The organism is Nonomuraea antimicrobica (genome assembly GCF_039536965.1).
Classification (GTDB): Bacteria; Actinomycetota; Actinomycetes; order Streptosporangiales; family Streptosporangiaceae; genus Nonomuraea; species Nonomuraea antimicrobica.
On record NZ_BAAAZP010000238.1, the window covers coordinates 208,964 to 232,096 of the forward strand.

Sequence of the window (23,133 nt, forward strand, 5' to 3'; positions counted from 1 at the left end):
CCACCGGCTACAACCCGAGCCGGGCGGTCAGATCGGCCTTGAGCGCGTCGAGGCGTTCTCCGGCGAGCGCCCGCGCCCGCGCCGGGGTGTCCGTCACCGGGACCACGACCTCCAGGTAGCACTTCAGCTTGGGCTCCGTGCCGGACGGCCGCACCACCACGCGGGCGCCGCCCGAGAGCCGATAGCGCAGGCCGTCGGTCGGCGGTAGGCCCCCGTCGCCGCGCGCCAGGTCGTCGGTCCCGGCCACCGGCAGCCCGCCCAGCGTGGCGGGCGGCTCGGCACGCAGCCGGGACATCGCGCCGGCGATCAGCGCCAGGTCGGCGACCCGGAACGAGAGCTGCGCCGTCGCGTGCAGCCCGTAGCGGCGGGCCTGGTCGTCCAGCAGGTCCAGCAGCGTACGGCCGTCGCGCTTGGCCGCCGCCGCGATGCCCGCCACGGTCAGGGCGGCCCCGATGCCGTCCTTGTCACGGACCGGCAGGCCGGCGTCGGAGCCCACGCTGTAGCCGATGGCCTCCTCGTAGCCGAACACCAGCCCAGGTCCCGCCTTGATGATCCACTTGAACCCGGTCAGCGTCTCGCCGTACCGGACGCCGTGCGCCTGGGCGATCTTGCCGAGCAGCGTGGAGGAGACGATGGTGGTGGCCACCATGCGGTCGCCGGTGGTGTGCGTGATCACGTGCTCGGCCAGCAGGCCGCCGACCTCGTCGCCGGTCAGCATGCGTACGCCCCCGCCCGCCAGCGGCACCCCCACCGCGCACCTGTCGGCGTCGGGGTCGTTGGCCAGCACCAGATCGGCCTCCAGCTTGGCGGCCAGGGCCACGGCCAGGTCCATCGCGCCCGGCTCCTCCGGGTTGGGGAAGGAGACCGTGGGGAAGTCGGGGTCGGGGTCGCGCTGCTCCGCGACCGCCGCCGGGCTCTCGAAACCGGCGGCCAGGAAGGCGTCCGTCAGCGTGGCGGCCCCGACGCCGTGCAGCGGCGTGTACGCCACGCGCAGGTCGCGGGCCTCGCCCAGCGGCAGGGACGTGATCGCGCCGACGTAGGCGTCCACGAGGTCCTCGCCCAGCTCGGCGAGCGTGCCGGGGCCGTTCATGGGCAGCTCGTCCACCCGGCCGACGGCGTCGATGGCGGCCGAGATCTCGGCGTCGATCGGCGGCACGATCTGGGAGCCGTCGCCCCAGTAGACCTTGTAGCCGTTGTCGCGGGGCGGGTTGTGGCTGGCGGTGACCATCACCCCGGCGTCCGCGCCCAGGCGGCGTACGGCGAAGGCCAGCACGGGCGTGGGCAGCGGACCGGGCAGGAGCGAGGCGCGCAGGCCCGCGCCCGTCAGCACGGCCGCGGTGTCGCGGGCGAACACGTCCGACTTGTGCCGGGCGTCGTAGCCGATGACGACGTGTCCGCCCGGTCCGAGCACCTTCGCCAGGCCGGCGGCGGCGCGCATCACGGTGACGCGGTTCATCCGGTTGGGGCCCGCGCCCAGCTCGCCGCGCAGGCCCGCCGTGCCGAACTCCAGCTTGGCCTCGAAGCGTTCGGCCAGGGCGGCCAGGTCCGCGCGCTCGATCAGGCCGGACAGCTCGGCGCGCGTGTCGGGGTCGGGGTCCTGCGCGAGCCACCGGCGGGCCTCCTCCAGCAGGCTCACAGCCGGTCCACCACCTTGGCCAGCAGTACGCCCATCCGGGCGGCGGTGGCCCGGCCGACCTCCAGCACCTCCTCGTGGTTCAGCGGCTCGCCTGACAGGCCCGCCCCCGGGTTGGTGACCAGCGAGACGCCGAGCACCTCCAGGCCCGCCTCGCGGGCGGCGATGGCCTCCAGGACGGTGGACATGCCCACCAGGTCGCCGCCCAGCGTGCGCAGCATGCGGATCTCGGCCGGCGTCTCGTACGTGGGGCCGCGGAAGGCCACGTAGACGCCCTCGGAGAGGCTCGGGTCGACCTCGCGCACCAGCGCGCGCAGGCGGCGCGAGTAGACCTCGGTGAGGTCGATGAACGTGGTGCCGGTGATCGGGTTGGCCCCGGTCAGGTTGATGTGGTCGCTGATCAGCACGGGGTCGCCGACGTTCTGCGTCTCGGGCCGCAGGCCGCCGGCGGCGTTGGTGAGCACCAGCGTGCGCACCCCGGCCGCGGCCGCCGTACGCACGCCGTGCACGACCGCGTCGACCCCGAGCCCTTCGTACAGGTGCGTACGCCCCAGGAGGACCAGCGCGTGCCGCCCGCCCGGGGTGCGTACGACCCGGATCTTGCCCCCGTGCCCCGCCACCGCGGGCGCGCTGAAGCCCGGCAGGCCGGTGAACGGGATCTCGCTCACCGTCTCGCCGATCGCGTCGGCGGCGGGCACCCACCCCGACCCCATGACGAGTGCCACGTCGAAGGGGGCGTCGGAGTTGCCGAGGCCGGCGGCGCCACGCAGCTCCGCGGCGGCCTCGCCGGCCAGGGTGTATGCGTCTTTGGTCACACCTCAGTAGTTTAGGAGGAGCCTGTCGAGCACCCGCACCCCGAACTGCAGCGCGTCCACCGGCACCCGCTCGTCCACGCCGTGGAACATCGAGGCGAAGTCCATGTCCGCCGGCAGCCGCAGCGGCACGAACCCGAACCCGCGCACCCCCAGGTCCGCGAAGAACGTCTTGTTGTCGGTGCCGCCCGACATGCAGTACGGGATCGCCCGCGCCGCCGGGTCCTCCGCCTTCAGCGCCGCGATCATCGACTCCACCAGCGCCCCGTCGAACGAGGTCTCCAGCGCGATGTCATGGTGCACGAACTCACGCCGCACCTTCGGCCCGAGCAGCCCGTCGACGGTCTTGAAGAACTCCTCCTCGAACCCCGGCAGGAACCGCCCGTCCACCACGGCCGTGGCCTGGCCGGGGATGACGTTCGACTTGTAGCCGGCGTCGAGCTGGGTCGGGTTGGCCGTATGCCGCAGCGTCGCGCCCACGAACCTGACCAGCGGCCCGATCTTGTCGAGCACGGGCTGCGGGTCGTCCTCGTCGAACGGGATGCCGAACGCGGCGGCGACCTCGGTGAGGAACCTGCGGACCGTGGGCGTGTAGGTCAGCGGCCAGTCGTGCGCGCCGATCCGGGCCACCGCCTGGGCGATCTCGGTGACCGCGTTGTCGGAGTTGAGCATCGAGCCGTGCCCGGCCGTGCCGTCGGCCACCAGCTTCATCCAGGCCAGGCCCTTCTGGGCCGTCTCGATCAGGTAGAGCCGCAGCGAGGGGTCCACCTCCAGCGAGTAGCCGCCGACCTCGCTGATCGACTCGGTGACCCCCTCGAACAGCTCGGGGTGGTGGGCGGTGAGGTATTTGGCGCCGTAGACGCCGCCGGCCTCCTCGTCGGCCAGCCAGGCGAAGACCAGGTCGCGCCGCGGCCTGCGGCCCTCCTGCTTGAGCTGGCGCAGCACGGCCAGCATCATCGCGTCCATGTCCTTCATGTCCACGGCGCCGCGGCCCCAGATGTAGCCGTCGCGCACCTCGCCCGCGAACGGGTCGACCGTCCAGTCGGCGGCGTTGGCCGGCACGACGTCCAGGTGGCCGTGGACGAGCAGCGCGGGCAGGGACGGGTCGGTGCCCTCGACCCGGGTGATCACGTTGCCGCGGCCCGGCTCGCTCTCGATGTAGGTGGACTCGATGCCCACCTCGGCCAGCCTGGCCATGACGACCTCGGCGGCGGCCCGCTCGCCCGGGCCGCTGCCGTCGCCGTAGTTGCTGCTGTCGACGCGGATCAGCTCTACGCAGAGGTCGGCTACTTCGTTCTCGGCTGGGGTCATGGATGTCTCCTCATGGTGGGTCAAGGCGTGAGCAGTCCGGACTTGTGGAGGTGGCCGCGCTTGTGGGCGCGGGTGATCAGGGTGAGGTCGACGTCGGTGATCTCGTCGTACCGGCCGACGACGCCGGTCATGAAACGGTAGAGGGCCGCCTCGTGCGCCGCCACGACCTGGACGATGAGGGAGTGGGTGCCCGTGGTGGCGGCACAGTAACGGACGTCGGGGTGCGCCGCCAGCCGCCGGCCGACCGAGTCGAGGCCGTGGGGGCGTACCTTCAGCCACAACATGGCCTCGACCTCCAGGCCGAGCAGCGCGGGCTCGACCTCGGCGCGCGGCAGCAGCAGGCGCCGCTCGATCAGCGAGGTGACCCGCCGGCGCGCGGTCGGCACCGAGAGCTCCAGCCGCTCGGCCACCGCGGTGAAGGCGATCCGGCCGTCGGCGGCGAGCAGGCTGGCGATCTCCTCCTCCAGGGGCGACAGCCCGTCCTCGTCGGGCAGGCACTCGGGAGGCGGGGGCGGTCGCAGCTCGGCGACCTCCTGCTCGGTGAGGAAGGGCGCGTGCCACTCGGCCACGGTCCTGAACGTGTGCAGCACGACCTGGGTCTGCGTCTTCAGCACGCCGTCGATGTCGGAGATCTGCGCGGTGAGGATGCGGTGCAGGTCTTCCCTGGAGGGCGAGACCAGCTCGCAACCGAGGTCGGCGGCCCCGGTCAGCGAGTAGACCGAGCGTGTGTCGGGCCGGTCGGCCAGCGCCTTGGCGACCTGCGCCGCCGTGCCGGGGCGCACCTGGACGTGCAGGTGCACCGGGCGGCCGTGGCCGGTGCGCAGGTCGTCGTAGATGGCCGTGACCCGCACGACCCCGTCGGCGATCAGCCGCTGCAACCGCCGCGCGACCGTGCGCTCGTGCTCGCCCACGGCCCGGCCGATGTCGCCCCACGAGGCCCGTGGGCTCACTTGCAGCGCGGCGATGAGTCGCCGGTCGAGAACGTCCACCTAAGCCCGTTTCGATGTCGGGATTGTAAATGTTTGCCGGAATATTTGACTGTTTCGGTCGCCCGATTGCACAGTAGGCCATCACCGCACTTGTCAGCAAAGGAGCCCACGTGGCGACCTCCCCAGTGGCGCAATCCCCACTCGGCATCCCCAAGAGCCGCGTACGCCAGCTCATGGCGGCCAGCATCGGCAACGTCGTGGAGTGGTACGACTGGTACGCCTACACCTTTTTGGCCACCTACTTCTCCAAGCAGGTCTTCCCCGAGAGTGCGGGCAACAGCCTGGTCCCCCTGCTGAGCTCGTTCGCCGTGTTCGCGGTGGGCTTCTTCATGCGGCCGCTCGGCGGCCTGCTCGTCGGCGCCTTCGCCGACCGCTACGGCCGCAAGGCCGCCATGACGTTCACGATCGTGCTGATGGGCGCAGGTTCGCTGCTCGTCGGGCTGACCCCCACCTACGCCGCGGTGGGCGTGCTCGCGCCGATCATCCTCACCCTCGCCCGGCTCATCCAGGGCCTGTCGGTGGGCGGTGAGTTCGCCGCCGCGACCACGTTCCTGGTGGAGTCGGCCCCCGCCGGCCGCCGCGGCCTCTTCTCCAGCTTCCAGTACGTCAGCACCACCATCGGCCAGCTCCTGGCCTCGGGCCTGGCGGCGGTGCTGGCCACGGCCCTGGTCGAGGCCGACATGAACTCCTACGGCTGGCGCATCCCGTTCATCGTGGGCGCCGTGCTCAGCCTCGTGGGCCTGTGGATCCGCAAGGGCGCCGACGAGACCTCGGCCGTGGCGGAGGAGATCCAGCGCGGCGAGGCCGAACGGCCCAAGCTGTTCGACTTCCTCAGGCACTACCCGAGGGCGGCGGCCACGATCGTGGGCATCACGATCGCCGGCACCGTGGCGTACTACACGTGGACCAGCTTCCTGCCCACGTACGCGCAGATCACCGTGAACTTCGACGAGGCGGAGTCGCTGCAGATCGGCACGATCTCGCTGGTCTTCTTCATGCTGCTGCAGCCGCTGCTCGGCATGCTGTCGGACCGGGTCGGGCGTAGGCCGCTGCTGATCGCGTTCGGGGTCGGGTTCCTCGTGCTGCCCGTGCCGCTGCTCGGGCTGCTCACCGACGCCTACTGGAGCCTGCTGGTGGTGCAGCTCGTCGGCATGGTCTTCCTGGGCTGCTTCACCTCGATCTCGGCGGCGGTCAACTCGGAGCTCTTCCCGACGCGGGTGCGGGCGGCGGGGGCCGGGTTCCCGTACTCGCTGACCGTGGCGCTCTTCGGCGGCACCGCCCCGCTGATCGGCACCGCGCTGCGGGACGCGGGGAACCCCGGGTTCTTCCCGTGGTACATGTCGGCGCTGGCGCTGATCTCCACGCTGGTCTACCTCTTCGTCCTCAAGGAGACCAAGGACGAGCCGCTGCGTTAGCCGCTTTGTCGGCAGCCTCGTCAGCCGAACGAGGTGCAGGGGCGCTCCCGCAGCTCCTTGACGTAGTCGTCGGGGGCGCCCGCCCGCTCGGCCGCCTCGGCCAGGATGCCCAGATAGCGGGCCGACGGCAGGCCGCCCTCGTAGCCGTCGAGCACGTAGAACCAGGCCACGACCTCGCCCTCCAGCGTCTGCACCCGCAGCCGCACCTTGTGGTAGGCCCCGCGCACCGCGCCCTCCCACTGGTCGAGCGAGGTCTCCTCCCAGTCGGGCACGTCGTACAGGACCACGAACACGTGCTCGTCAGGGTCTTCGACGATCGTGGCGACCGCGCCCTCCCACGAGAGGTCCATGCCTCCGAAGGTCAGGCGCCAGCCCGGCAGCCAGCCCACTCCCCTGATCGGGGAATGCGGGGCTCGCATGGCCATCTGCTCAGGGTCCATGTTGCTGCCGTAGGCGGCGTAGACAGGCACAGCAGAAGAGTAGCGGTTGAGACCATGCCCCGTTCGTCGGCGACTCGGGGCATGCGGGAGAATGGTACGCGTGACGAGGATCGTGATCATCGGTGGCGGGCCAGGCGGCTACGAGGCGGCGTTGGTGGCCGCTCAGTTGGGCGCGCAAGTCACGATGGTCGAGCAGGACGGCCCGGGTGGCGCGTGCGTGCTGACCGACTGCGTGCCGTCCAAGACGCTGATCGCGACCTCCGTGCGCAAGCAGGCCCTGCACGACGCCTCGTCCCTGGGCGTGGCCTACTCCGGCGGGCCCGACGGCGACGCGGGGGTGGTCGGGGTCGATCTGCCGCTGGTCAACAAGCGGGTCAAAGAGCTGGCCCAGGCCCAGTCGGCCGACATCGCGACGCGGGTCGAGGCCGAGGGCGTCGAGATCATCAGGGCGCGCGGCCGGCTGGTCGACCCGCAGGTGGTCAAGGCCGGCGACCGTACGATCAGGGCCGACGTGGTCCTTCTCGCCACCGGCGCGACCCCGCGCGTGTTGCCGGGGGCCGAGCCCGACGGCGAGCGCATCCTCAACTGGCGTCAGCTCTACGACCTGGAAGAGCTGCCCGAGCACCTGATCGTGGTCGGCTCCGGCGTGACGGGGGCGGAGTTCGCGGGTGCCTACCGGTCGCTGGGGGCCGAGGTCACGCTGGTCTCCAGCCGCGACCGGATGATGCCCAACGAAGACGCCGACGGCGCCGAGGTGCTCGAAGAGGTCTACCGGCGGCGCGGCATGAACGTCATGGCCCGCTCCCGGGCCGCGTCCGTCAAGCGCACGCCCGACGGCGTGGTGGTGACGCTCGAAGACGGCCGCACCGCCGAGGGCTCGCACGCGCTGATGACGGTCGGCATGGTCCCCAACACCTCCGGCATCGGGCTGGAGGAGGCCGGGGTGCAGCTCGACCGGGGCGGGTTCGTCAAGGTCGACAAGGTCTCGCGCACGTCCGCCGCCGGGGTCTACGCCGCCGGCGACTGCACGGGCGTGCTCATGCTGGCCTCGGTCGCGGCCATGCAGGGCCGCATCGCGGTGTGGCACGCGCTGGGCGAGGCCGTACAGCCGCTGCGGCTGGCCACGGTGGCCTCCAACATCTTCACCGACCCGGAGATCGCCGCGGTGGGCGTCTCCCAGCAGTCCATCGAGTCCGGCGAGATCGAGGCGAACGTGGTCAAGCTGCCGCTGGCGACGAACGCGCGGGCCAAGATGCAGGGCTTCAACGACGGGTTCGTCAAGCTGTTCTGCCGTCCGCACACCGGCATCGTGCTGGGCGGCGTGGTCGTGGCGCCGCGCGCGTCCGAGCTGATCCTGGCCGTGTCGGTGGCGGTGCAGCAGCGGCTGACCGTCGACCAGCTCGCGCACACGTTCGCGGTCTACCCGTCGTTGTCGGGGTCGATCACCGAGGCCGCCCGGCGGCTCATGCAGCCCGGGGTGTCCATCTAGATTTCCGCCATCTAGGTTTCCGCCGGAGGGCGCGTGGTGCGAGGCACCACGCGCCCTTTTTCGTGCCGTGCGGCGGTGCCGACGGGCTGAGGTCGCCGGGTAAAGGACTTGCCTTTGTTGGATAGTGATGCTATCTATTTGATAGATAGTTTCGCTATCCAAAGGGGTGTTTGATGACCGTGATCGTTCTGCTGGTCGCCACGTCGGCGTTCCGGCTGCTGGGTGCGCTGGGTGTGGGCCGGTTCCGTACGTGGCGGGTCAGCGTGGCCCATGGCCTGGCCGTCATGCTTGTCATGACCGCGAGTGCCCACTTCGTCCCGGGTGGGGTGACCTTCATGCCGAACTACGAGGACATGGTGGCCATGGTGCCGCCCTTCGTGCCGTTCCCCGGTTTCATGGTGTATCTGACCGGCGTGCTGGAGCTGGCCGGGGCCGTGGGGCTGGTGCTCGAACGGTTTCGCCGGCCCGCCGGGATCTGCCTGGCGCTGCTGTTCCTGGCCCTGCTGCCCGCCAACGTGTACGCGGCCGTGGCCGGGACCAGCCTCGCCTCGCCGCTGTGGCAGCGCGTTCCCGAGCAGGCGCTCTTCGTCGGGATCGCGCTCTGGGCGGCGGCCGGGAGCCGCGTACGCGCCGCCCGGATCCCGGCCCGCAGCGCCTCCTGAGCCGTGGCCCGAACGCCGACGCGTGTGCTCGCCTTCCTGGGTGAGCACACGCGCGAGGGTCTGGGTGTGGTTCGTCGGGAGTATTCGTCAGGAGTAGAAGTGCATGACGAGGGCGAGCCCGCCGAAGTGCACCAGTACCACCAGGGCGATCAGCGACACGAACACGAACTTGGCCGGGCCGTGCTCGAAGTGCTTGCCCTCCTTCAGTGGGCGCAGCTTGGCCTGACGCTCGGCGATGCGTTCCTCCAGCGGCTTGCGGTGAAACACGGCGACGTCCCTTCAAGGTCGGCCTGCGAAGATTTGCGTAGGAGCTGTTTGTGCCCTAATACTTGGTACACAAAGTAATTTACCAGAGCCAGCCGGAGGTGCATACGGATGGAGCCTGTGACAGACGCAACAGATCTGCTGGCCCTCGACCGGCAGGTGTGCTTCGCCCTGAGCGTCGCGTCCCGCAGCGTCATCGGCCTCTACCGGCCGCTGCTGCAGCCCATGGGTCTGACCCACCCGCAGTACCTCGCCATGCTGGCCCTCTGGCAGTACGAGCCGCTGTCGGTCAAAGAGCTGGGCGAGCTGCTCCAGCTCGACCCCGGCACCCTGTCGCCCCTGCTCAAGCGGCTCCAGGCGCTGGGCTACATCCACCGCGAGCGCAACGCCCACGACGAGCGCGCCCTCGTGGTGACCCTCACCCCCGAGGGGCGGCGGCTCAGGTCGGAGGCCGAGAAGATCCCGCCCGCCATCGTGGCGCGTCTCGGCATGGGCCTCGAAGAGCTGCAGGACCTGCACCGGGTGCTGACACGCGTGATCGAGGCCACCCACACGACCCCCGGCCGCCAGGACGACTGACCGCTCCCCCTGGGGGCCGTCAGCCGGTCCCGTCGCGCAGCGACCAGAGCAGCAGGCGCGTGCTCTCGGCGCCGAGAGCCTCTGCCGCCGTGCGGGTGAGGTCGACCAGCTTCTCGCGCAGCGCCGCGGGGCAGGGCCGCCGATACGCGGTCGCGACGTCCGCCCTGCACCACAGGGTCAGGTCGGCGTGGGCCAGCCCGCGCAGCGTCTCGTCCGGGTCGCTGACGAGACGCAGGCCCGCGTGGATCCGGCTCCACGCGTCCCGCCGGGCGAGCAGCCGGTACGCGGCCACCCGGACATGGCGGGGCCGCCCGGCGGCGCACAACGCCCACAGCCGCTCGACCGGCACGCCGGGGCCGTCGGCCAGCAGCGTGGTCACGACGTTCCTGACCACCACCGGCGCCGGGTCCCCCAGCAGGGCGGCGACGTCGGCCCGCGCGCCCAGGCGGCGCAGCGTACGCACCGCCTCCGCCCGCACCCGCGGTCTCGGGTCCCGCAGGTACGGCTCGACCAGAGCGCCGTCCGCCCGCGCGCCGCAGTCGCCCAGCCCGGCCAGCAGCCCGCGCGTGGCCCCGCCGTTCTCGACGCGCCGCCGGTAGAGCTCGGCCGGGTCGCCGCCCGCCCGCCGCAAGCCCCACTGCGCGGTGAGCCGGACCATGCCTGTGACGTCGTCCAGGAACCGGGAGGCGTGCCGGGTGTGGCCGAGCCGTACGAGGGCGGTCAGGGCCTGGACGCGCCCGGCGGCCGAGGTGCCGTCCAGGATCTCCTCGGCCAGTTCGGGCCGGTCCTGGGCGACCGCCTGTTCGGCCAGTTCGGTGGCGCAGCGCGTACGGATGACGGAGTCGGGCTCATGCCTCGCCGCGGCGACCAGGCGGCCGTGGTCCATACGGCCCGCGCGCAGCACCACGTCGAACGCGTACCGCCGCCCGCGCGGGTCGGCGCACGCGCGCACGCCGTCCAGCGTGTCGTCACCGGCTCGGACGAGGGCGTCGCAGACCAGGTCGAGGGCGGGGCCGCCGCGTACGCGGTCCGCCAGCCGCACGGCCACCGACGCGGCGGACGCGAGCGCCGTGGCCGGTACGTTCCCGTCCGTGAGCACCTCACGCAGGACCTTCAACGCCGGGGCCCGCACCGCCTCGGCCCAGTCGGTGCTCCTGACCAGCAGGACGGGCAGCGGCCGGAGGTCGTCCCGCATGACCGGATGCCGGACGGCCCACTCCCGCTTCCGCCCCCTCCTGGCGCAGGCCGTCAGCACGAGGGCGAGCGGCAGGGGTGAGCGATCGACCGTCCGGTTCCTGTCGTCCCGTCGGCGTAGCGCGATGTCCAGATCGAGCCAGATCGCGGGGTTCGCCGCCGCCAGCACGTCCGTGGCCTGGTCGGCGAGGACGGCGTCGGTGACGGCGAGGGTGAGGGCGGCGGCGAGATTGTCGGCGGCATGGCGCCGGCCGCGCCCGGTCTCTTCGGCCAGCCGATGGATGGACTCCACGAGCAGATGCCCGGCCGGTCGGTCCTGCCCGGCGGCCGGGGGCGTGCTGCGGTAGCTGGGGTGTGCCACGCGCACATCGTTCCATCCACCTATGGACGTCTTCGAACGAGTTTCCGCAAATGTCACGGAAGGTGGTCGAATGCAAGCTCGCCGTATGTCAAGCCTGCCGGGTTTTTGGTCGTATGTGGTTCTTTGTCGGGTTGTCTGGGCAGGCAAGCACGATGGGACGTTCGACGAAGGCTTCCAGCGCCTCCGCGCCCGAGCAGGCCCCTGGCGGCAAGAACCTGGGCTCGTACGTCTACGGCATCGTGCTCGCGGAGACCAAGGTGGCCCCCGGCCGACGCGGTCTGGGCGACCCGGCCGGAGAGGTCAAACTGGTCGAACACGGCCGGATCGCGGCCCTCGTCAGCGACGTCGACGTGCACCGGCCGTTGGACCGGGCGGACGACCTCAGGACGCACGAGGAGCTGCTCGACGAGATGGCGGCCAAGGGGCCGGTGCTGCCGTTCCGGTTCGGCGCGGTGCTGGCCAACCCGGGGTCCGTCGTGACGGAGCTGCTCGCGCCACACCACGACGCCTACCTCGCCAAGCTGGGCGACCTGCGGGGCAGCGCCGAGTACGTCGTCGAGGGCCGCTACGACGAGCGGGCCGTGCTCGCCGAGATCCTCGCGGAGAGCCCCGAGGCCGTACGCCTGCGTGCGGCCGTCCATGGCACGTCCGAGGACGCGACCGGGCCAGAACGCGCCCGGCTCGACGAGATCGTCACCGCCTCGATCGAGGCCAAGCGCGACCTGGACACCCTGCTCCTGCTCGACGGCCTGTCCGGGCACTACACCCGGGCCGCGCTCCTGGACCCGTCGGACGAACGCGACGCCGTGCACGTGGCCCTGCTGGCCGAGGCCGACGACCGCGAAGGGCTGGAGCGGGCGTTGACGGAGTTCGGCGAGCGCTGGGAGGGCCGCGTCGAGCTGCGCCTCCTCGGCCCGATGGCCCCCTACGACTTCGTCACCGTGTAGGCGCGGCGTGCCTGGCGGCCTCGCCGCCGCGCAGCCTCGGCCCCAGTCGAGGTCAAGGCGGTTCAGCGCTCGCGGGCCGCCAGCCCCGGGTAGTCCATGACCAGCCCCGACTCGTCGAACACGAGCCGGCAGTGGAAGTCGAAGACCGGGGACGAGTAGTCGTATTCCAGGCGGCCGGACTCTCCGGGGACACGGGTGTAGTGCTGGTCGATCCGCTCGACACCGAGGTCGAGCGCGCGGACGAAGGCGGCCGGGGCGTCGGCGTCCGCCCCCACGGCCAGGCCCAGCCGGTGGACCGGGAACGTGTTGGTCATCGCCGACGACTCCAGATCGACGTCAAGGCAGCCGTCGAGGTCGGGAGCGTGCGCACCGTCGATCCACCAGTGGCCGTCGCCGTCGGCCTCGATCAGCGTGCGCCGCCTTCCGGACGCCGAACGGCTGGTGACGCGCGCACGACGGGTGCGCCAGGCGGCGTCCACGTCGATCGCGTACTCCACGATCCAGCTCAGCCTGTCCTCGACCGCGGTCGTGCAGCCCTCGACGCGGTAGCCGTCCTCCTGGGCGAGGAAGTACGTGACCTCGAACCCGACACGTGCGTCGAGATGCCGCCACGCGGCGCCCTCAGGCAACGACACGAATCCCACGCCCGGATTCTTGCACGCCCACCCGGGGAACGCAGGTGATCTCCGCCGGATCAGGGGGCCTGGATCGTACCGACCTGTTGGCCGGCGTCCGTGAGGTGCCACGGCAGGACGACCGGCGCGGCGGGGACGTCCCCGGCGACCGCCCGCGCCACCACCAGGCCGAGCCCGGTGGGCACGACCTGCTCGCCCCCGAGCCCGGCGGTCAGCTCAGGCACGCTCCACCAGCGGAAGCGGTCGGTGGACGCGCGCTCCTCCGCGTCCATGCCGGACGTGTCCACCTCCAGGCCGTCCACCCGCAGCACGAAGAACGAGTCGTGGGAGTGGAACCGCTGCCCGTCCAGGCTCCACCCGCCCGCGCTGGTCGCCACCACCGGCCCGAGCGCCTCGGGCGCCACGACGTGGCCGATCTCCTCCCGCAGCTCTCGGGCCGCGGCCTGCCGCGCGCTCTCTCCCGGATCGACGCCGCCCCCGGGGGTGAACCACGCGTACGGTCGGCTCTCCACCTGCAGCAGCCGTCCCCGGTAGAGCAGCACCCGATCGGCGGGGTCGACCAGCACCACGCGGGCCGTCTCCCGGGAGATCGCCTCGTTCATCCGGCCTCCGGTTCGGTCATCTCGACGGTGATGGCCCAGCGCTCGTGGTCGCGCCAGGCGCCGTCGACGAACTGGAAGTTCGGGGAGTAGCCCTCGCGCTGGAAGCCGACGCGCTTGATCAGGTTGAGTGAGGCGGTGTTCGAAGGCTGGATGTTGGCCTCCAGCCGGTGCAGCGCCATCTCACCGAACGCGTACGCCACCAGCAGCCCCAGCCCCTCCGTCAGATAGCCGCGCCTGGCCGTGGACGCGAAGGCCGAGTAGCCGATGGTCGCGCACTGGTGGGTGCCCCGGATGATGTTGTTGATGTTGACCCGGCCGACGATCGCGCCGGTGTCACGCAGGCAGATGAGGAACCCCTCGTGCAGCGGCCCGTCGAACCTGGCCAGGTATCTCTCGAAGTCGTCGTACGTGGTGATGGGCGCGCCGGGCATCCAGCGGGCGAGCAGCTCCGCGCTCTCCTCGTGCAGGACCGCCAGCTCCTCGAAGTCCTGCAAGCTGATGTAGCGGATCGCCACGCGCGGCCCGTGGGCAAGATAGATCACACCCAACATTCTGGCGGCCAGGTACGGCAGTGCCACGAGCCGCCGTCGTGCTCGACGAGGAACGGCGTCGCGAACGGCAGCGGCGACCCCCACACCCGCCCGCCCAGCCCGCACAACACGCTGAGCCCGGCGGTCAGGCTCGCGACATGACCGACCACGGCGACCGTCCCGCCCGGGTGCGCCGCCGCGATCGAGGTGAGGGCGGCGATGACGCGTGCGGTGACGGCCTGCCCGTCCTCCCCGTCGCCGACCGCCGCGCGCAGGTCGCCGTCCACCACCCACGAGCGCAGGACCTCGGCCGTACGCGCCCGTACCGCCCGGTCCTTCGTGCCCTCTGCCCCGCCGAGACCCATCTCGGCCAGTGCGGGCAGCACCGCCACGTCGGCGTCGAGCGTCCCGGCGATGATCTCGGCGGTCCGGCGTGCCCGCACCGCGTCGCCGGCGTACACCTTGGCGATCCCCTCGGCCCGCAGCAGGTGTGCGGCCCGTGCCGCCTGCGCCCGCCCGCGCGGGGTCAGCTCCGCGCCGGGCAGCGCGCCCGCGGCCCCGGCGACGACGTTCTCGGACTCGGCGTGGCGCAGGCACAACAGGCGAACGCTCATGACCCGCACCCTACGACGACTCCCCACGCCCCGGGCCCGATCCGGGCGCCGGGGGCAACGGCCGGGAGGCCGGATACGGCACGGCGAACGGCCAGCCGCCGCGCACCCGGTGCCCGGCCTCCGGTGACGGGGGTTCGGGGTAGCGAAAAGCCCCAGATCGTGAGCACGATCTGGGGCTTGACCGGTCTTGGGCTCGGGCCCTACGGGTTACCAGTCGCCTCCGCCGAAGTCGCCCCCGCCGAAGTCGCCGCCGCCACCGAAGTCGCCCCAGCCGCCCGCGTCGCCGCCGCCGCCGAGGTCGCCGCCGCCGCCGTCCGCGTAGCCCTCGGCGTAGCCGGCGCCGTAGCCGCCGAAGCCGAAGCCGCCGCCGAGCATGCTGCCCATCATGGTGCCGATGAACATGCCGGTCATGATGTCGCCGAAGCCGCCGTAGTAGCCGTAGGCGTACGGCTGGTAGGCGGGGCCTGCGTCGTAGTAGGGCCGGCGCTGGCCGTCGACCATGACCTCGCGCATCTGCGGGTCGAAGCCGCGCTCCACGGCCTCGGCGTCCATCTTGCAGGCGGGCACGTCGCGCACCGCGCCACCGGGCGGGGCCCAGCGGACGTCACGCGCCGACGGGCCGTGCTGCGGGTTGAAGAAGCAGGGGGCCCGCCGCTCGGGCACCGGCTCGTTGTTGACCTTGGCCTTCACCACGGCCAGCGCGTAACGGCCGTCCTCGAGGGTCTGGGTGACGTCGCGCACCTGGTCGGCCCGCTGGACGGTGGCGAGCTGCGTCTTGGCCTTCTCGTACGAGTCGAGCGCCGTCTGCCACTCCTCGATGTGCGTGCCGCCCTGACCGGCCAGCGAGACGTCGGAGTCGAGAACGGTGATCTCCTCGCCCAGCTTGGTGACGTCTTCGTCGACGGTCTGCTTGACGGCCGCGAGGTCCTTGGCGTCCTGGATGGCCCGCTTCTTCTTCTTGTTGCTGGAGTAGAGGAAGTAGCCGCCACCGCCGACCACGACCAGCGCGCCCAGTGCGATCAGCGCGGTGGTGCCGCCGGCGCCCGGGTTGGCTTGGCTGCCGGAGGAGAGGGCCGAACGGTCACCCTTGGCGGCCATGTCCACGCGGTTGACGAAATCCTTCATGCCCGCGACCACGTCACCGGAGTTGTTGGTGGTGGCCAGCCTGGCCAGGTCGCCCGCGAGGCCCTGCTGGCGCAGCGAGTTGGAGGCCGAGTAAAGGGTCGTGCCGTCGAGCACCGCGAAGGTGGCCGACGGTGCGCTCGCGGCCTTCATCGCGGAGTCGAGGCTGGTCATGAAGGACGCAACGTTGGAGTCGGTCACGGTGCCGTCGGGCAGCGCGACAGTGAAGATCTTGCTGTCGGCCCCCTTGAGCGCGTCACGGATCTCACTCTGCTGATCAGACGTCAGGGACGAGCCGGACACCACATAGAGCGGATCATTCTTCCAGTTGGACACCACCGTGTTGACGTCCGGGGGAGCCGCCGCGTTGGCGGCAGGGGACAGCGCAAGAACGACGATCAGACCGGCGATCAGAGCCGCGATCGCGGCCCCTGCTCGGCGCAGCGAATGGGTCATTGGCAGCAAGCCTCCTTCGCCCTTGAGGACGAACGGGCGATCGGCAAAGTTCCTTACTGCGCACGCTACCTGTCCTGGCACGCCTGGACGCACTTCGTCGCCCAAGAAGTCGCCCAAGAAACCGGCACTGGTTGTGCGTGGGTACGGTCGATTCCCGGTCAAGAGACCTTTGCCCGCCGCCCGCGCGCCCCCGCCGCCCCCGCCGTACGCGTCCCGGGACGGTATCGCGTCAGGTGTCCTTGATCTCGCAGATCGTGGCGCCCGAGGTGACCGTCTGCCCGACCGCCGCCGTCAGCCCCGTGACCGTGCCGGACTTGTGGGCCGTCAGCGGCTGCTCCATCTTCATGGCCTCCAGCACCACCACCGTGTCGCCCTCGTTCACCACGTCACCGTCGGAGGCCACGACCTTGACGATCGTGCCCTGCATGGGCGTGATGAGCGCGTCGCCGCCGGCCGCGGCCTTCCTGGCCCCGCCCGCCGTACGCCTGGACGCCCTGCCCGGCGCGGAAGGCGCGGCGGAGGCGTCGGACGTGCCCAGGCCCGCGGGCAGGACGACCTCCAGCCGCTTGCCCCCGACCTCGACCGTCACCGTCTCCCTGGCGGCGGCCGCACCGGCGGCCAGGTCCCCGTCGTACGGGGCCACCGTGTTGTCCCACTCCGTCTCGATCCACCGCGTGTGCACGGTGAACGGCGACGACGTGAACGCCGGATCCGACACCACGGCCCGATGGAACGGCAGCACCGTCGGCATGCCCGAGATCTCGAACTCCGCCAGCGCCCGCCGCGACCGCTCCAGCGCCTCCTGGCGCGTCCGCCCGGTCACGATCAGCTTCGCCACCAGCGAGTCGAACGTGCCAGAGACCGTCATGCCCGCTTCGTACCCGGAGTCGAGCCGCACGCCGGGCCCCGCGGGCGGGCGCATGGCGGCCAGCGTGCCGGGGGCGGGCAGGAAGCCGCGCCCGGCGTCCTCGGCGTTGATCCGGAACTCGATCGAGTGGCCGCGCAGCACGGGGTCGCCGTAGCCGAGCGGCTCGCCGTCGGCGATGCGGAACATCTCGCGTACGAGGTCGATGCCCGAGACCTCCTCGCTGACCGGGTGCTCGACCTGCAGCCGGGTGTTGACCTCGAGGAAGGAGATCGTGCCGTCCTGCCCGACGAGGAACTCGCAGGTGCCCGCCCCGACGTAGCCGGCCTCCTTGAGTATGGCCTTGGAGGCGGTGTAGAGGATCTCGACCTGCTCGTCGGTCAGGAACGGGGCAGGGGCCTCCTCCACCAGCTTCTGGTGACGGCGCTGGAGCGAGCAGTCGCGGGTGCTCACCACGACCACGTCGCCCGCCCGGTCGGCCAGGCACTGGGTCTCCACGTGGCGGGGCCGGTCGAGGTAGCGCTCGACGAAGCACTCGCCGCGGCCGAAGGCGGCGACCGCCTCGCGCACGGCCGACTCGTACAGCTCGGGGACCTCCTCCAGGCGGCGGGCGACCTTGATGCCGCGCCCGCCCCCGCCGTACGCGGCCTTGATCGCGATCGGCAGCCCGTGCTCCTCCGCGAACGCCACGACCTCCGCGACGCCGCTCACCGGGTCTTTGGTGCCCGCGACCAGCGGCGCGCCGACCTTCTGGGCGATGTGCCTGGCCCGCACCTTGTCGCCGAGCGCGGCGATGGCGGCCGGCGGCGGCCCGATCCAGATCAGGCCGGCGTCGATGACGGCCTGGGCGAAGGCGGCGTTCTCGGCCAGGAAGCCGTAGCCGGGGTGCACGGCGTCGGCGCCGGAGCGGCGGGCGACGTCGAGGAGCTTGCCGACGTCGAGGTAGGTGTCGGCGGGGGACTCACCGCGCAGCGCGTACGCCTCGTCGGCGAGCTTGACGTGCAGGGCGTCGAGGTCCTGGTCGGCGTAGACGGCCACGCTGCCGATCCCGGCGTCCTGGCAGGCGCGGGCCACACGTACGGCGATCTCGCCGCGGTTGGCGATCAGAACCTTCCGCACCGGCTATCGTCCCTCCTCCCAGAGTTCAGCGGCCCAGGTAGGCGCCGCCGTTGACATGGAGCACCTGCCCCGTGACGTGCCCGGCTCCCGCGGAGGCCAGGAACACGACGGCGTCGGCCACGTCGGAGGGGGTGCCGGGGCGGCCGTTTCGGGTGTTCTGCACCCGGGCCCTGACGCCCTCTTCGGTCAGCCGGCCGCGGAAGAACTCGGTGTCGAGGATCAGCCCCGGCGACACGACGTTCGCGGTGATGCCCCGTGGGCCCAGGTCGGCGGCCAGGTCGGCGGTCCAGGACTCGACGGCGGCCTTGGCGGCGCCGTACGAGCCGGAGCCCGTGCCCCTGGCGGCGATCGAGCCGATCGTGACGATCCGCCCGCCCTCGCCCATGCGGGGCGCCAGCGCGGTCGTCACGAGCACCGCGGACATGAGGTTGGCGTTGAGGTTGGCCAACCACGCCTCGGCCACGTCCATCAGCTCGGCGTCCATCAGCTCGGCGGACCGCCCGCGGTCGAGGTCGGTGTTGCCGCCGGCGTTGTTGACCAGCACGTCGACCCGCGCGGGCAGGCTGTCGAGCGCCTCGTGCACGGCGGCGGGGCTGGCGGCGTCGAACGGCACGTGCGCCGCGCCCAGCCGCTCCGCCGCCTCCCTGAGCACCTGCTCGCGGCGGCCGGTGATGGTGACGCGGTCGCCGAGCGAGGCGAACGCGGCGGCGGTCGCGTAGCCGATCCCGGTGCCGCCGCCGGTCACCACGACCTCGCGCATGAAGCCCCCACGCAATCCGAACAATCCTCGGGTAGACCATAGCCGCTCGGCATAACACGGGCGACGGCCGGTGGCCCTTCCTTAGGGTGAGTGCGCTTTCACAGGTTCCAGGAGGTGTGCATGAGCCAGAGCATGCTCGGTGGCGACCCGCAGGAAATGCAGCAGATGTCCAGCCAGTTCACGCAGCAGTCGGAGGCGGTCCGTACCACGATGACCGCACTCGACCGCGAGGCCGCCAAGGTCGGCACGGCGTGGACCGGGCCGGGCGCGCAGCGCTTCCAGCAGGCGTGGCAGAACTACCGCACGGCGTTCCAGCGCATGACCGAGGAGCTGCAGGAGGCTTCGCGGGTCATCGGGACCTACCGGCAGAACATCGAGTCCGCCACGAAATGATCAACGAGAGGGGCCCTGGCGAGGAAGCTGGGGCTTCTTTCCGTTGACCCGCCGACCGCCGACCGCCCGACCCGCCGACCCGCCGACCGATTGGCCGCCCGGCCCGCCGTTGATTCGACTGTTGCCGTCCGCTGTCCCAGATGGGCGGGATACGCTGTTTCGCCATGATGGGTCGCGCCCTCCTGGCAAGCCTGCTCGCCCTGCAGTTCGCGGTTGCACCGGCACAGGCCGCCGAGCCCGAACGGTGCGAGCCCAAGAAGTCCAACCCCGCGATCGCCGAGACCTGGGCCCAGCGCCGGCTGAACGTCAAGAGCGTGTGGCCCCTGACGATGGGCCAGGGCGTCACCGTCGCCGTCATCGACAGCGGCGTCGACGAGACCCACCCCCAGATCCGCCTGGCCGGCAAGGCCGACCTGACCAACACCAGCTTTCGCGACTGCGTCGGCCACGGCACGGCGGTGGCCGGCATCATCGCCGCGCAACCCCGCTCCGACCTCCCCTTCTACGGTGTCGCGCCTGCCGTCAGGCTGCTGTCGATCAAGCAGACCAGTGGCTCGCTGGGCGACGTGTCCCTGCTGGCCAAGGCCATCAAGACGGCCGCCGACGAGAACGCCGACGTGATCAACGTCTCCATCCAGGCGTCCGACCGGCCCGAGCTGAAGGCCGCCGTCGACTACGCCATCGGCAGGGACATCGTGATCGTGGCCGCCGCCGGCAACGTCACCAACGACGACGGCACCTCCAGCCCCGCCTACCCGGCCGCCTACGACGGCGTGCTCGCCGTGGGCTCCGCGACGCCGGACGGCGGGCGCTCGACCTTCTCCAACCCCAACGCCGTCGCCGTGCTCGGCCCTGGCCAGGACCTCAGCTCCACGTGGACGGGCAAGGGCTACCAGAGCAAGCTGGAGGGCACGAGCTACGCGGCGCCGTACGTGGCGGGCGTGGCCGCGCTCGTCCGCGCCCGCCACCCCGATCTCGACCAGCTCCGGGTCCGCCGCCGCATCGCGCTCACCGCCGACGGCGCCAACGGCCAGGGCACGGGTGCGGGCATGGTCAACCCTCTCCTGGCGGTCACCATGGTCCTGCCGTCGGAGCAGGTGGCGGTGGCGCCGCCGGTGCCGCCGCCGCTCCCGGCCTCGGCAGTGCGCAAGGCCGTACCGCCCGACCAGCACGCGATCGACGTGGCCACGACGCTGGCGGCGGGCGGGTTGTCGCTGGCCGGACTGGTGATCGCCGTGTGGGTGCTGGTGCCGATGGGACGGCGGCGCGGCTGGCGTCCAGGATCTTCGGGAGGCTCCGCCACGAATTGACGGTTAACTGTCAGAGGTGGTCGTCCGAAACCACTGATGCGCATGTGGCGTATTTGGTTAAATATCTCTCGATCATGACGTTACCCGGAAGGACGGTCATGGCGGAGAATGACGCCCCGCAGCCCGAACCGATCGGCCGCGACGAGATCGGTGGGCACGAGATCGTCGGCCGTGTGGGTGAGGGGCCGCGTGGCACCGTCCATCTGGGCCGGGAGTCCGAGGACGCGCCCCAGGTCGTCGTCAAGACGCTGACCGTCGACCCGGACGCCGACCCCGGCTTCGCAGACCGGCTCGAGAACGTCACGCGGGTGTCCAGCTCGTACGTGGCGCGCACGCTCGGCGCCGGCGTCGAGGACGGCGCGGCGTACGTGATCAGGGAGCACGTCGAGGGCCGCTCGCTGGCCGAGGCCGTCGAGGCGGACGGCCCGCTGACCGGTGACGCGCTGGAGCGGGTCGCGGTCGGCATGCTGACCGCGCTGACCGCCGTCCACGTGGCCGGGTTCGCGCACCGGGGGCTCACCCCGTCGAACGTGATCCTCACCGCGGACGGGCTCCGCGTCACCGACATCGAGCTGGGCGACCCGGTGGGCGAGATCGGCTACCGCGCGCCGGAGCAGCTCAGCGGCCTCCAGTACGGGCCGTACGCGGACGTCTTCTCCTGGGCCGCCACCGTGGTCTTCGCCGCCACGGGCGCGGCGCCGTTCGCGCACGAGGCCGAGGCGGTGCTGAACGCCGAGCCCGAGGTCGGAGAGCTTCCCGAGCCGTTGCGGCAGATCGTGCTGGCCGCGCTCACCAAGGAGGCGAACGGGCGGCCGACGACGTACATGGCGCTGCTGCGGCTGCTGGGCGACGACAACGCGCCCATCCCCGCGCCGCCGCTCCAGGGCGTCCCGGTGCCGCCGCCCGGCGGCCCCGTACCGGCCCCCGGTGACTCCGGCGCGCCGCTGATCCTGCCGATCCAGCTCTCCATCGAGGGCGCCCAGATCCCGCAGATGCCCGGCGGCGCAGCCCTTCCCGGCGGCCCCGTCCCCTCGGGGGAGAACGGCCCGATGCCGCCCGGCCCGATGGGCGCTCCGGGACCCATGCCCCCCGGCCAGATGGGACCCGCACCCGTCGGCCCGATGGGCCCTGTGCCGATGGGACCCGTGCCGATGGGCCCGCCGCCGATCGGCCCGGCACAGATGGGCCCGCCGCCGATGGGCCCCGGCCCGATGGGGCCGGACGCCATGGCGGCAGGACCGATGGGACCTGGCCCGATGGGACCTGGCCCGATGGGACCTGGCCCGATGGGACCTGGCCCGATCGACCAGCCCCCGCTGGAACAGGGCCCGATGGGGCAGGGCCCCATGCAACAGGGCCCCATGGGACAGGGCCCGATCGAGCAGGGCCCCCTGCAACAGGGCCCGATCGAGCAGCACCCCATGGGACAGGGCCCGATGGGGCCGGACGCCTTCCCCGCGGGGCCGATGGGCGGGCCGCCGCACGTGCCCGCCCAGATGCGCCTCGAACCGCCCGCCCCGATCCACCAGGAGCCCCCGACCCAGATCTGGGGCCCGCCGCCCGGCGCCGCCCAGCCGCCGCCGCAGGTCCCGGGCCGCCCGGCGCACTACGTCCCCAAGCAGAACGACGGCCAGGAGCGCAAGCCGTTCCCCGTCGGCCTGGTCGCCGGCGTGACGGCCGTCGTGCTCCTGTCGGGCCTCGGCCTGTGGGGCGCGAGCCATTACTCGGGGCAGGTCACCTTCACCGAGGCCGCCGCGGCCGGCAGCACCCCGAGCCAGGGGACCGTCTCCTCCGGTCAGGGGACGGGCACAGGCACGGGCCCCGCCTCGCAGCCGCAGGCCGAGGTGACCGCGCCGTGGGCCGGCACGCCCACCCCGGACGACGGCGGCGTCGGCCCCATGGAGCTGCCCTCGGACGCGCCCACCAAGTCGTCGGGCGTCCCGGTCCTCACGACCGTGCCGACCCCGCTGGCCACGCAGCCGGTGCCGCCGGTGCCGGTCGTGACCGCCACCGTGCAGCCCACCAGGACCCAGCAGTCGCAGCCCACGGCCAAGCCGTCCAAGACGACCCAGCCCAAGCCCGCCGCCACGGTCACGAAGACGGTGGAGCCCACCAGGAAGCCCAGCCCGACCCCGACGAAGTCGACCGAGGAGCCGGAGCCCGAGCCGGAGCCGGAGCCGGAGCCCAGCAAGACCACCGCGAAGCCGAAGCCGACGCCGACGCCGACCAAGTCGACCACGCCTCCGCCCAAGAAGAACCCCTACACCGCCACCCAGGTGTGCGGGAGCGGGTTCGTGGTGCAGCGGTCGAGCTCGTTCAGCGGCGGGATGACGTACCTGCTCTGGAACAACAGCACCGGGCAGAACTGCGTGGTCACCCTGAAGTCGGGGGCGGACGTCGGCAAGTCCACGCCGGTGAGCGCCACGCTGGAGGTCCAGAACGGCGGCACGCAGACCGACTCGGGGAGCTTCGAGTACTACGCGGGTCCGGTCAAGCTGTCGGCCAAGGGCAAGTGCGTGCGGTACTCCGGCAGTGCGGGCTCGGGCAACACGAGCGGCGTCCCCTGGGGCAACTGCGGCTGATCCCGGGCCGCGCCACCCGCGCTCCCGTCGCCGCCCGACCGGTGTCCTC

The 23,133-nt window shown here is 72.1% G+C and carries 22 protein-coding genes; 8 read left to right on the forward strand and 14 right to left on the reverse strand.

The features are described from left to right. Positions 1-7: 7 nt before the first annotated feature. Genes ABD844_RS50935 through ABD844_RS50950 form a run of 4 tightly spaced genes read right to left on the reverse strand, consistent with a single transcriptional unit; the run spans position 8 to position 4,745 of the window. Positions 8-1,636 (reverse strand): phospho-sugar mutase, encoded by a 1,629-nt coding sequence (locus tag ABD844_RS50935; protein ID WP_344896792.1) that lies wholly within the window; start codon positions 1,634-1,636, stop codon positions 8-10. Further along, complete coding sequence (locus ABD844_RS50940; protein ID WP_344896795.1) at positions 1,633-2,448, reverse strand: purine-nucleoside phosphorylase; 816 nt, start codon at positions 2,446-2,448, stop codon at positions 1,633-1,635. Before ABD844_RS50940 ends, ABD844_RS50935 begins: the two co-directional genes overlap by 4 nt. 3 nt (positions 2,449-2,451) lie before the next feature. Beyond that, positions 2,452-3,780, reverse strand: coding sequence for a M20/M25/M40 family metallo-hydrolase (locus tag ABD844_RS50945; protein WP_344896798.1), 1,329 nt, complete (start codon positions 3,778-3,780; stop codon positions 2,452-2,454). Then, positions 3,777-4,745 carry an Lrp/AsnC family transcriptional regulator gene (locus ABD844_RS50950; protein ID WP_344896801.1) on the reverse strand — a complete coding sequence of 323 codons (969 nt, stop codon included), beginning with the start codon at positions 4,743-4,745 and terminating at the stop codon, positions 3,777-3,779. The genes ABD844_RS50945 and ABD844_RS50950 overlap by 4 nt, the downstream gene beginning before the upstream one ends. Positions 4,746-4,855: 110 nt before the next feature. Between ABD844_RS50950 and ABD844_RS50955 the strand changes: the two genes are divergently transcribed. After that, complete coding sequence (locus ABD844_RS50955; protein WP_344896804.1) at positions 4,856-6,160, forward strand: MFS transporter; 1,305 nt, start codon at positions 4,856-4,858, stop codon at positions 6,158-6,160. 20 nt (positions 6,161-6,180) lie between these two features. Here ABD844_RS50955 and ABD844_RS50960 read toward each other — a convergent pair whose 3' ends face one another. Beyond that, positions 6,181-6,630: a gamma-glutamylcyclotransferase family protein gene (locus tag ABD844_RS50960; protein WP_344896807.1), complete on the reverse strand. Its 450-nt coding sequence runs from the start codon at positions 6,628-6,630 to the stop codon at positions 6,181-6,183. Positions 6,631-6,700: 70 nt separating this feature from the next. On the opposite strand from ABD844_RS50960, the gene ABD844_RS50965 reads away from it, so the two are divergent. Together ABD844_RS50965 and ABD844_RS50970 are read left to right on the forward strand one after the other, a co-directional pair. Next, positions 6,701-8,089: an NAD(P)H-quinone dehydrogenase gene (locus tag ABD844_RS50965; RefSeq protein WP_344896810.1), complete on the forward strand. Its 1,389-nt coding sequence runs from the start codon at positions 6,701-6,703 to the stop codon at positions 8,087-8,089. Positions 8,090-8,262: 173 nt separating this feature from the next. Beyond that, positions 8,263-8,751 carry a DoxX family protein gene (locus tag ABD844_RS50970; protein ID WP_344896813.1) on the forward strand — a complete coding sequence of 163 codons (489 nt, stop codon included), beginning with the start codon at positions 8,263-8,265 and terminating at the stop codon, positions 8,749-8,751. Positions 8,752-8,838: 87 nt separating this feature from the next. Here the strand turns inward: ABD844_RS50970 and ABD844_RS50975 are convergent, their stop codons facing one another. After that, positions 8,839-9,018, reverse strand: coding sequence for a hypothetical protein (locus ABD844_RS50975; protein ID WP_344896816.1), 180 nt, complete (start codon positions 9,016-9,018; stop codon positions 8,839-8,841). Positions 9,019-9,126: 108 nt separating this feature from the next. Between ABD844_RS50975 and ABD844_RS50980 the strand changes: the two genes are divergently transcribed. After that, positions 9,127-9,594, forward strand: coding sequence for a MarR family winged helix-turn-helix transcriptional regulator (locus ABD844_RS50980; RefSeq protein ID WP_344896819.1), 468 nt, complete (start codon positions 9,127-9,129; stop codon positions 9,592-9,594). Positions 9,595-9,613: 19 nt separating this feature from the next. Here ABD844_RS50980 and ABD844_RS50985 read toward each other — a convergent pair whose 3' ends face one another. After that, a complete protein-coding gene (locus ABD844_RS50985; protein ID WP_344896822.1) occupies positions 9,614-11,149 on the reverse strand; it encodes a hypothetical protein in 1,536 nt (511 codons plus the stop codon). A 152-nt stretch (positions 11,150-11,301) separates the two neighbouring features. Here ABD844_RS50985 and ABD844_RS50990 point away from each other — a divergent pair, with 152 nt between their 5' ends. Beyond that, positions 11,302-12,096: a GvpL/GvpF family gas vesicle protein gene (locus ABD844_RS50990; protein WP_344896825.1), complete on the forward strand. Its 795-nt coding sequence runs from the start codon at positions 11,302-11,304 to the stop codon at positions 12,094-12,096. A gap of 62 nt (positions 12,097-12,158) precedes the next feature. Here the strand turns inward: ABD844_RS50990 and ABD844_RS50995 are convergent, their stop codons facing one another. The 7 genes from ABD844_RS50995 to ABD844_RS51025 all read right to left on the reverse strand — a co-directional run bounded on the left by ABD844_RS50995 (position 12,159) and on the right by ABD844_RS51025 (position 18,799). After that, the gene (locus ABD844_RS50995) at positions 12,159-12,740 is read right to left on the reverse strand and encodes a putative glycolipid-binding domain-containing protein (RefSeq protein ID WP_344896828.1); all 582 of its coding nucleotides are present in this window, start codon (positions 12,738-12,740) and stop codon (positions 12,159-12,161) included. A gap of 50 nt (positions 12,741-12,790) precedes the next feature. Next, a complete protein-coding gene (locus ABD844_RS51000; protein ID WP_344896831.1) occupies positions 12,791-13,333 on the reverse strand; it encodes an NUDIX hydrolase in 543 nt (180 codons plus the stop codon). After that, positions 13,330-13,875: a GNAT family N-acetyltransferase gene (locus ABD844_RS51005; protein ID WP_344896834.1), complete on the reverse strand. Its 546-nt coding sequence runs from the start codon at positions 13,873-13,875 to the stop codon at positions 13,330-13,332. Before ABD844_RS51005 ends, ABD844_RS51000 begins: the two co-directional genes overlap by 4 nt. Then, the gene (locus ABD844_RS51010) at positions 13,872-14,477 is read right to left on the reverse strand and encodes a histidine phosphatase family protein (protein WP_344896836.1); all 606 of its coding nucleotides are present in this window, start codon (positions 14,475-14,477) and stop codon (positions 13,872-13,874) included. Before ABD844_RS51010 ends, ABD844_RS51005 begins: the two co-directional genes overlap by 4 nt. 207 nt (positions 14,478-14,684) lie before the next feature. Next, positions 14,685-16,055 (reverse strand): hypothetical protein, encoded by a 1,371-nt coding sequence (locus tag ABD844_RS51015; RefSeq protein WP_344896838.1) that lies wholly within the window; start codon positions 16,053-16,055, stop codon positions 14,685-14,687. A gap of 229 nt (positions 16,056-16,284) precedes the next feature. Next, positions 16,285-18,039, reverse strand: coding sequence for an acetyl/propionyl/methylcrotonyl-CoA carboxylase subunit alpha (locus ABD844_RS51020; RefSeq protein WP_344896840.1), 1,755 nt, complete (start codon positions 18,037-18,039; stop codon positions 16,285-16,287). Positions 18,040-18,064: 25 nt separating this feature from the next. Further along, positions 18,065-18,799, reverse strand: coding sequence for an SDR family NAD(P)-dependent oxidoreductase (locus ABD844_RS51025; RefSeq protein WP_344896842.1), 735 nt, complete (start codon positions 18,797-18,799; stop codon positions 18,065-18,067). A gap of 120 nt (positions 18,800-18,919) precedes the next feature. On the opposite strand from ABD844_RS51025, the gene ABD844_RS51030 reads away from it, so the two are divergent. The 3 genes from ABD844_RS51030 to ABD844_RS51040 all read left to right on the forward strand — a co-directional run bounded on the left by ABD844_RS51030 (position 18,920) and on the right by ABD844_RS51040 (position 23,084). Continuing rightward, complete coding sequence (locus ABD844_RS51030) at positions 18,920-19,192, forward strand: WXG100 family type VII secretion target (RefSeq protein ID WP_344896845.1); 273 nt, start codon at positions 18,920-18,922, stop codon at positions 19,190-19,192. Between the two features lie 164 nt (positions 19,193-19,356). Then, a complete protein-coding gene (locus tag ABD844_RS51035) occupies positions 19,357-20,502 on the forward strand; it encodes a S8 family serine peptidase (RefSeq protein ID WP_344896848.1) in 1,146 nt (381 codons plus the stop codon). Between the two features lie 98 nt (positions 20,503-20,600). Then, positions 20,601-23,084: a protein kinase domain-containing protein gene (locus tag ABD844_RS51040; protein ID WP_344896851.1), complete on the forward strand. Its 2,484-nt coding sequence runs from the start codon at positions 20,601-20,603 to the stop codon at positions 23,082-23,084. Positions 23,085-23,133: the final 49 nt, after the last annotated feature.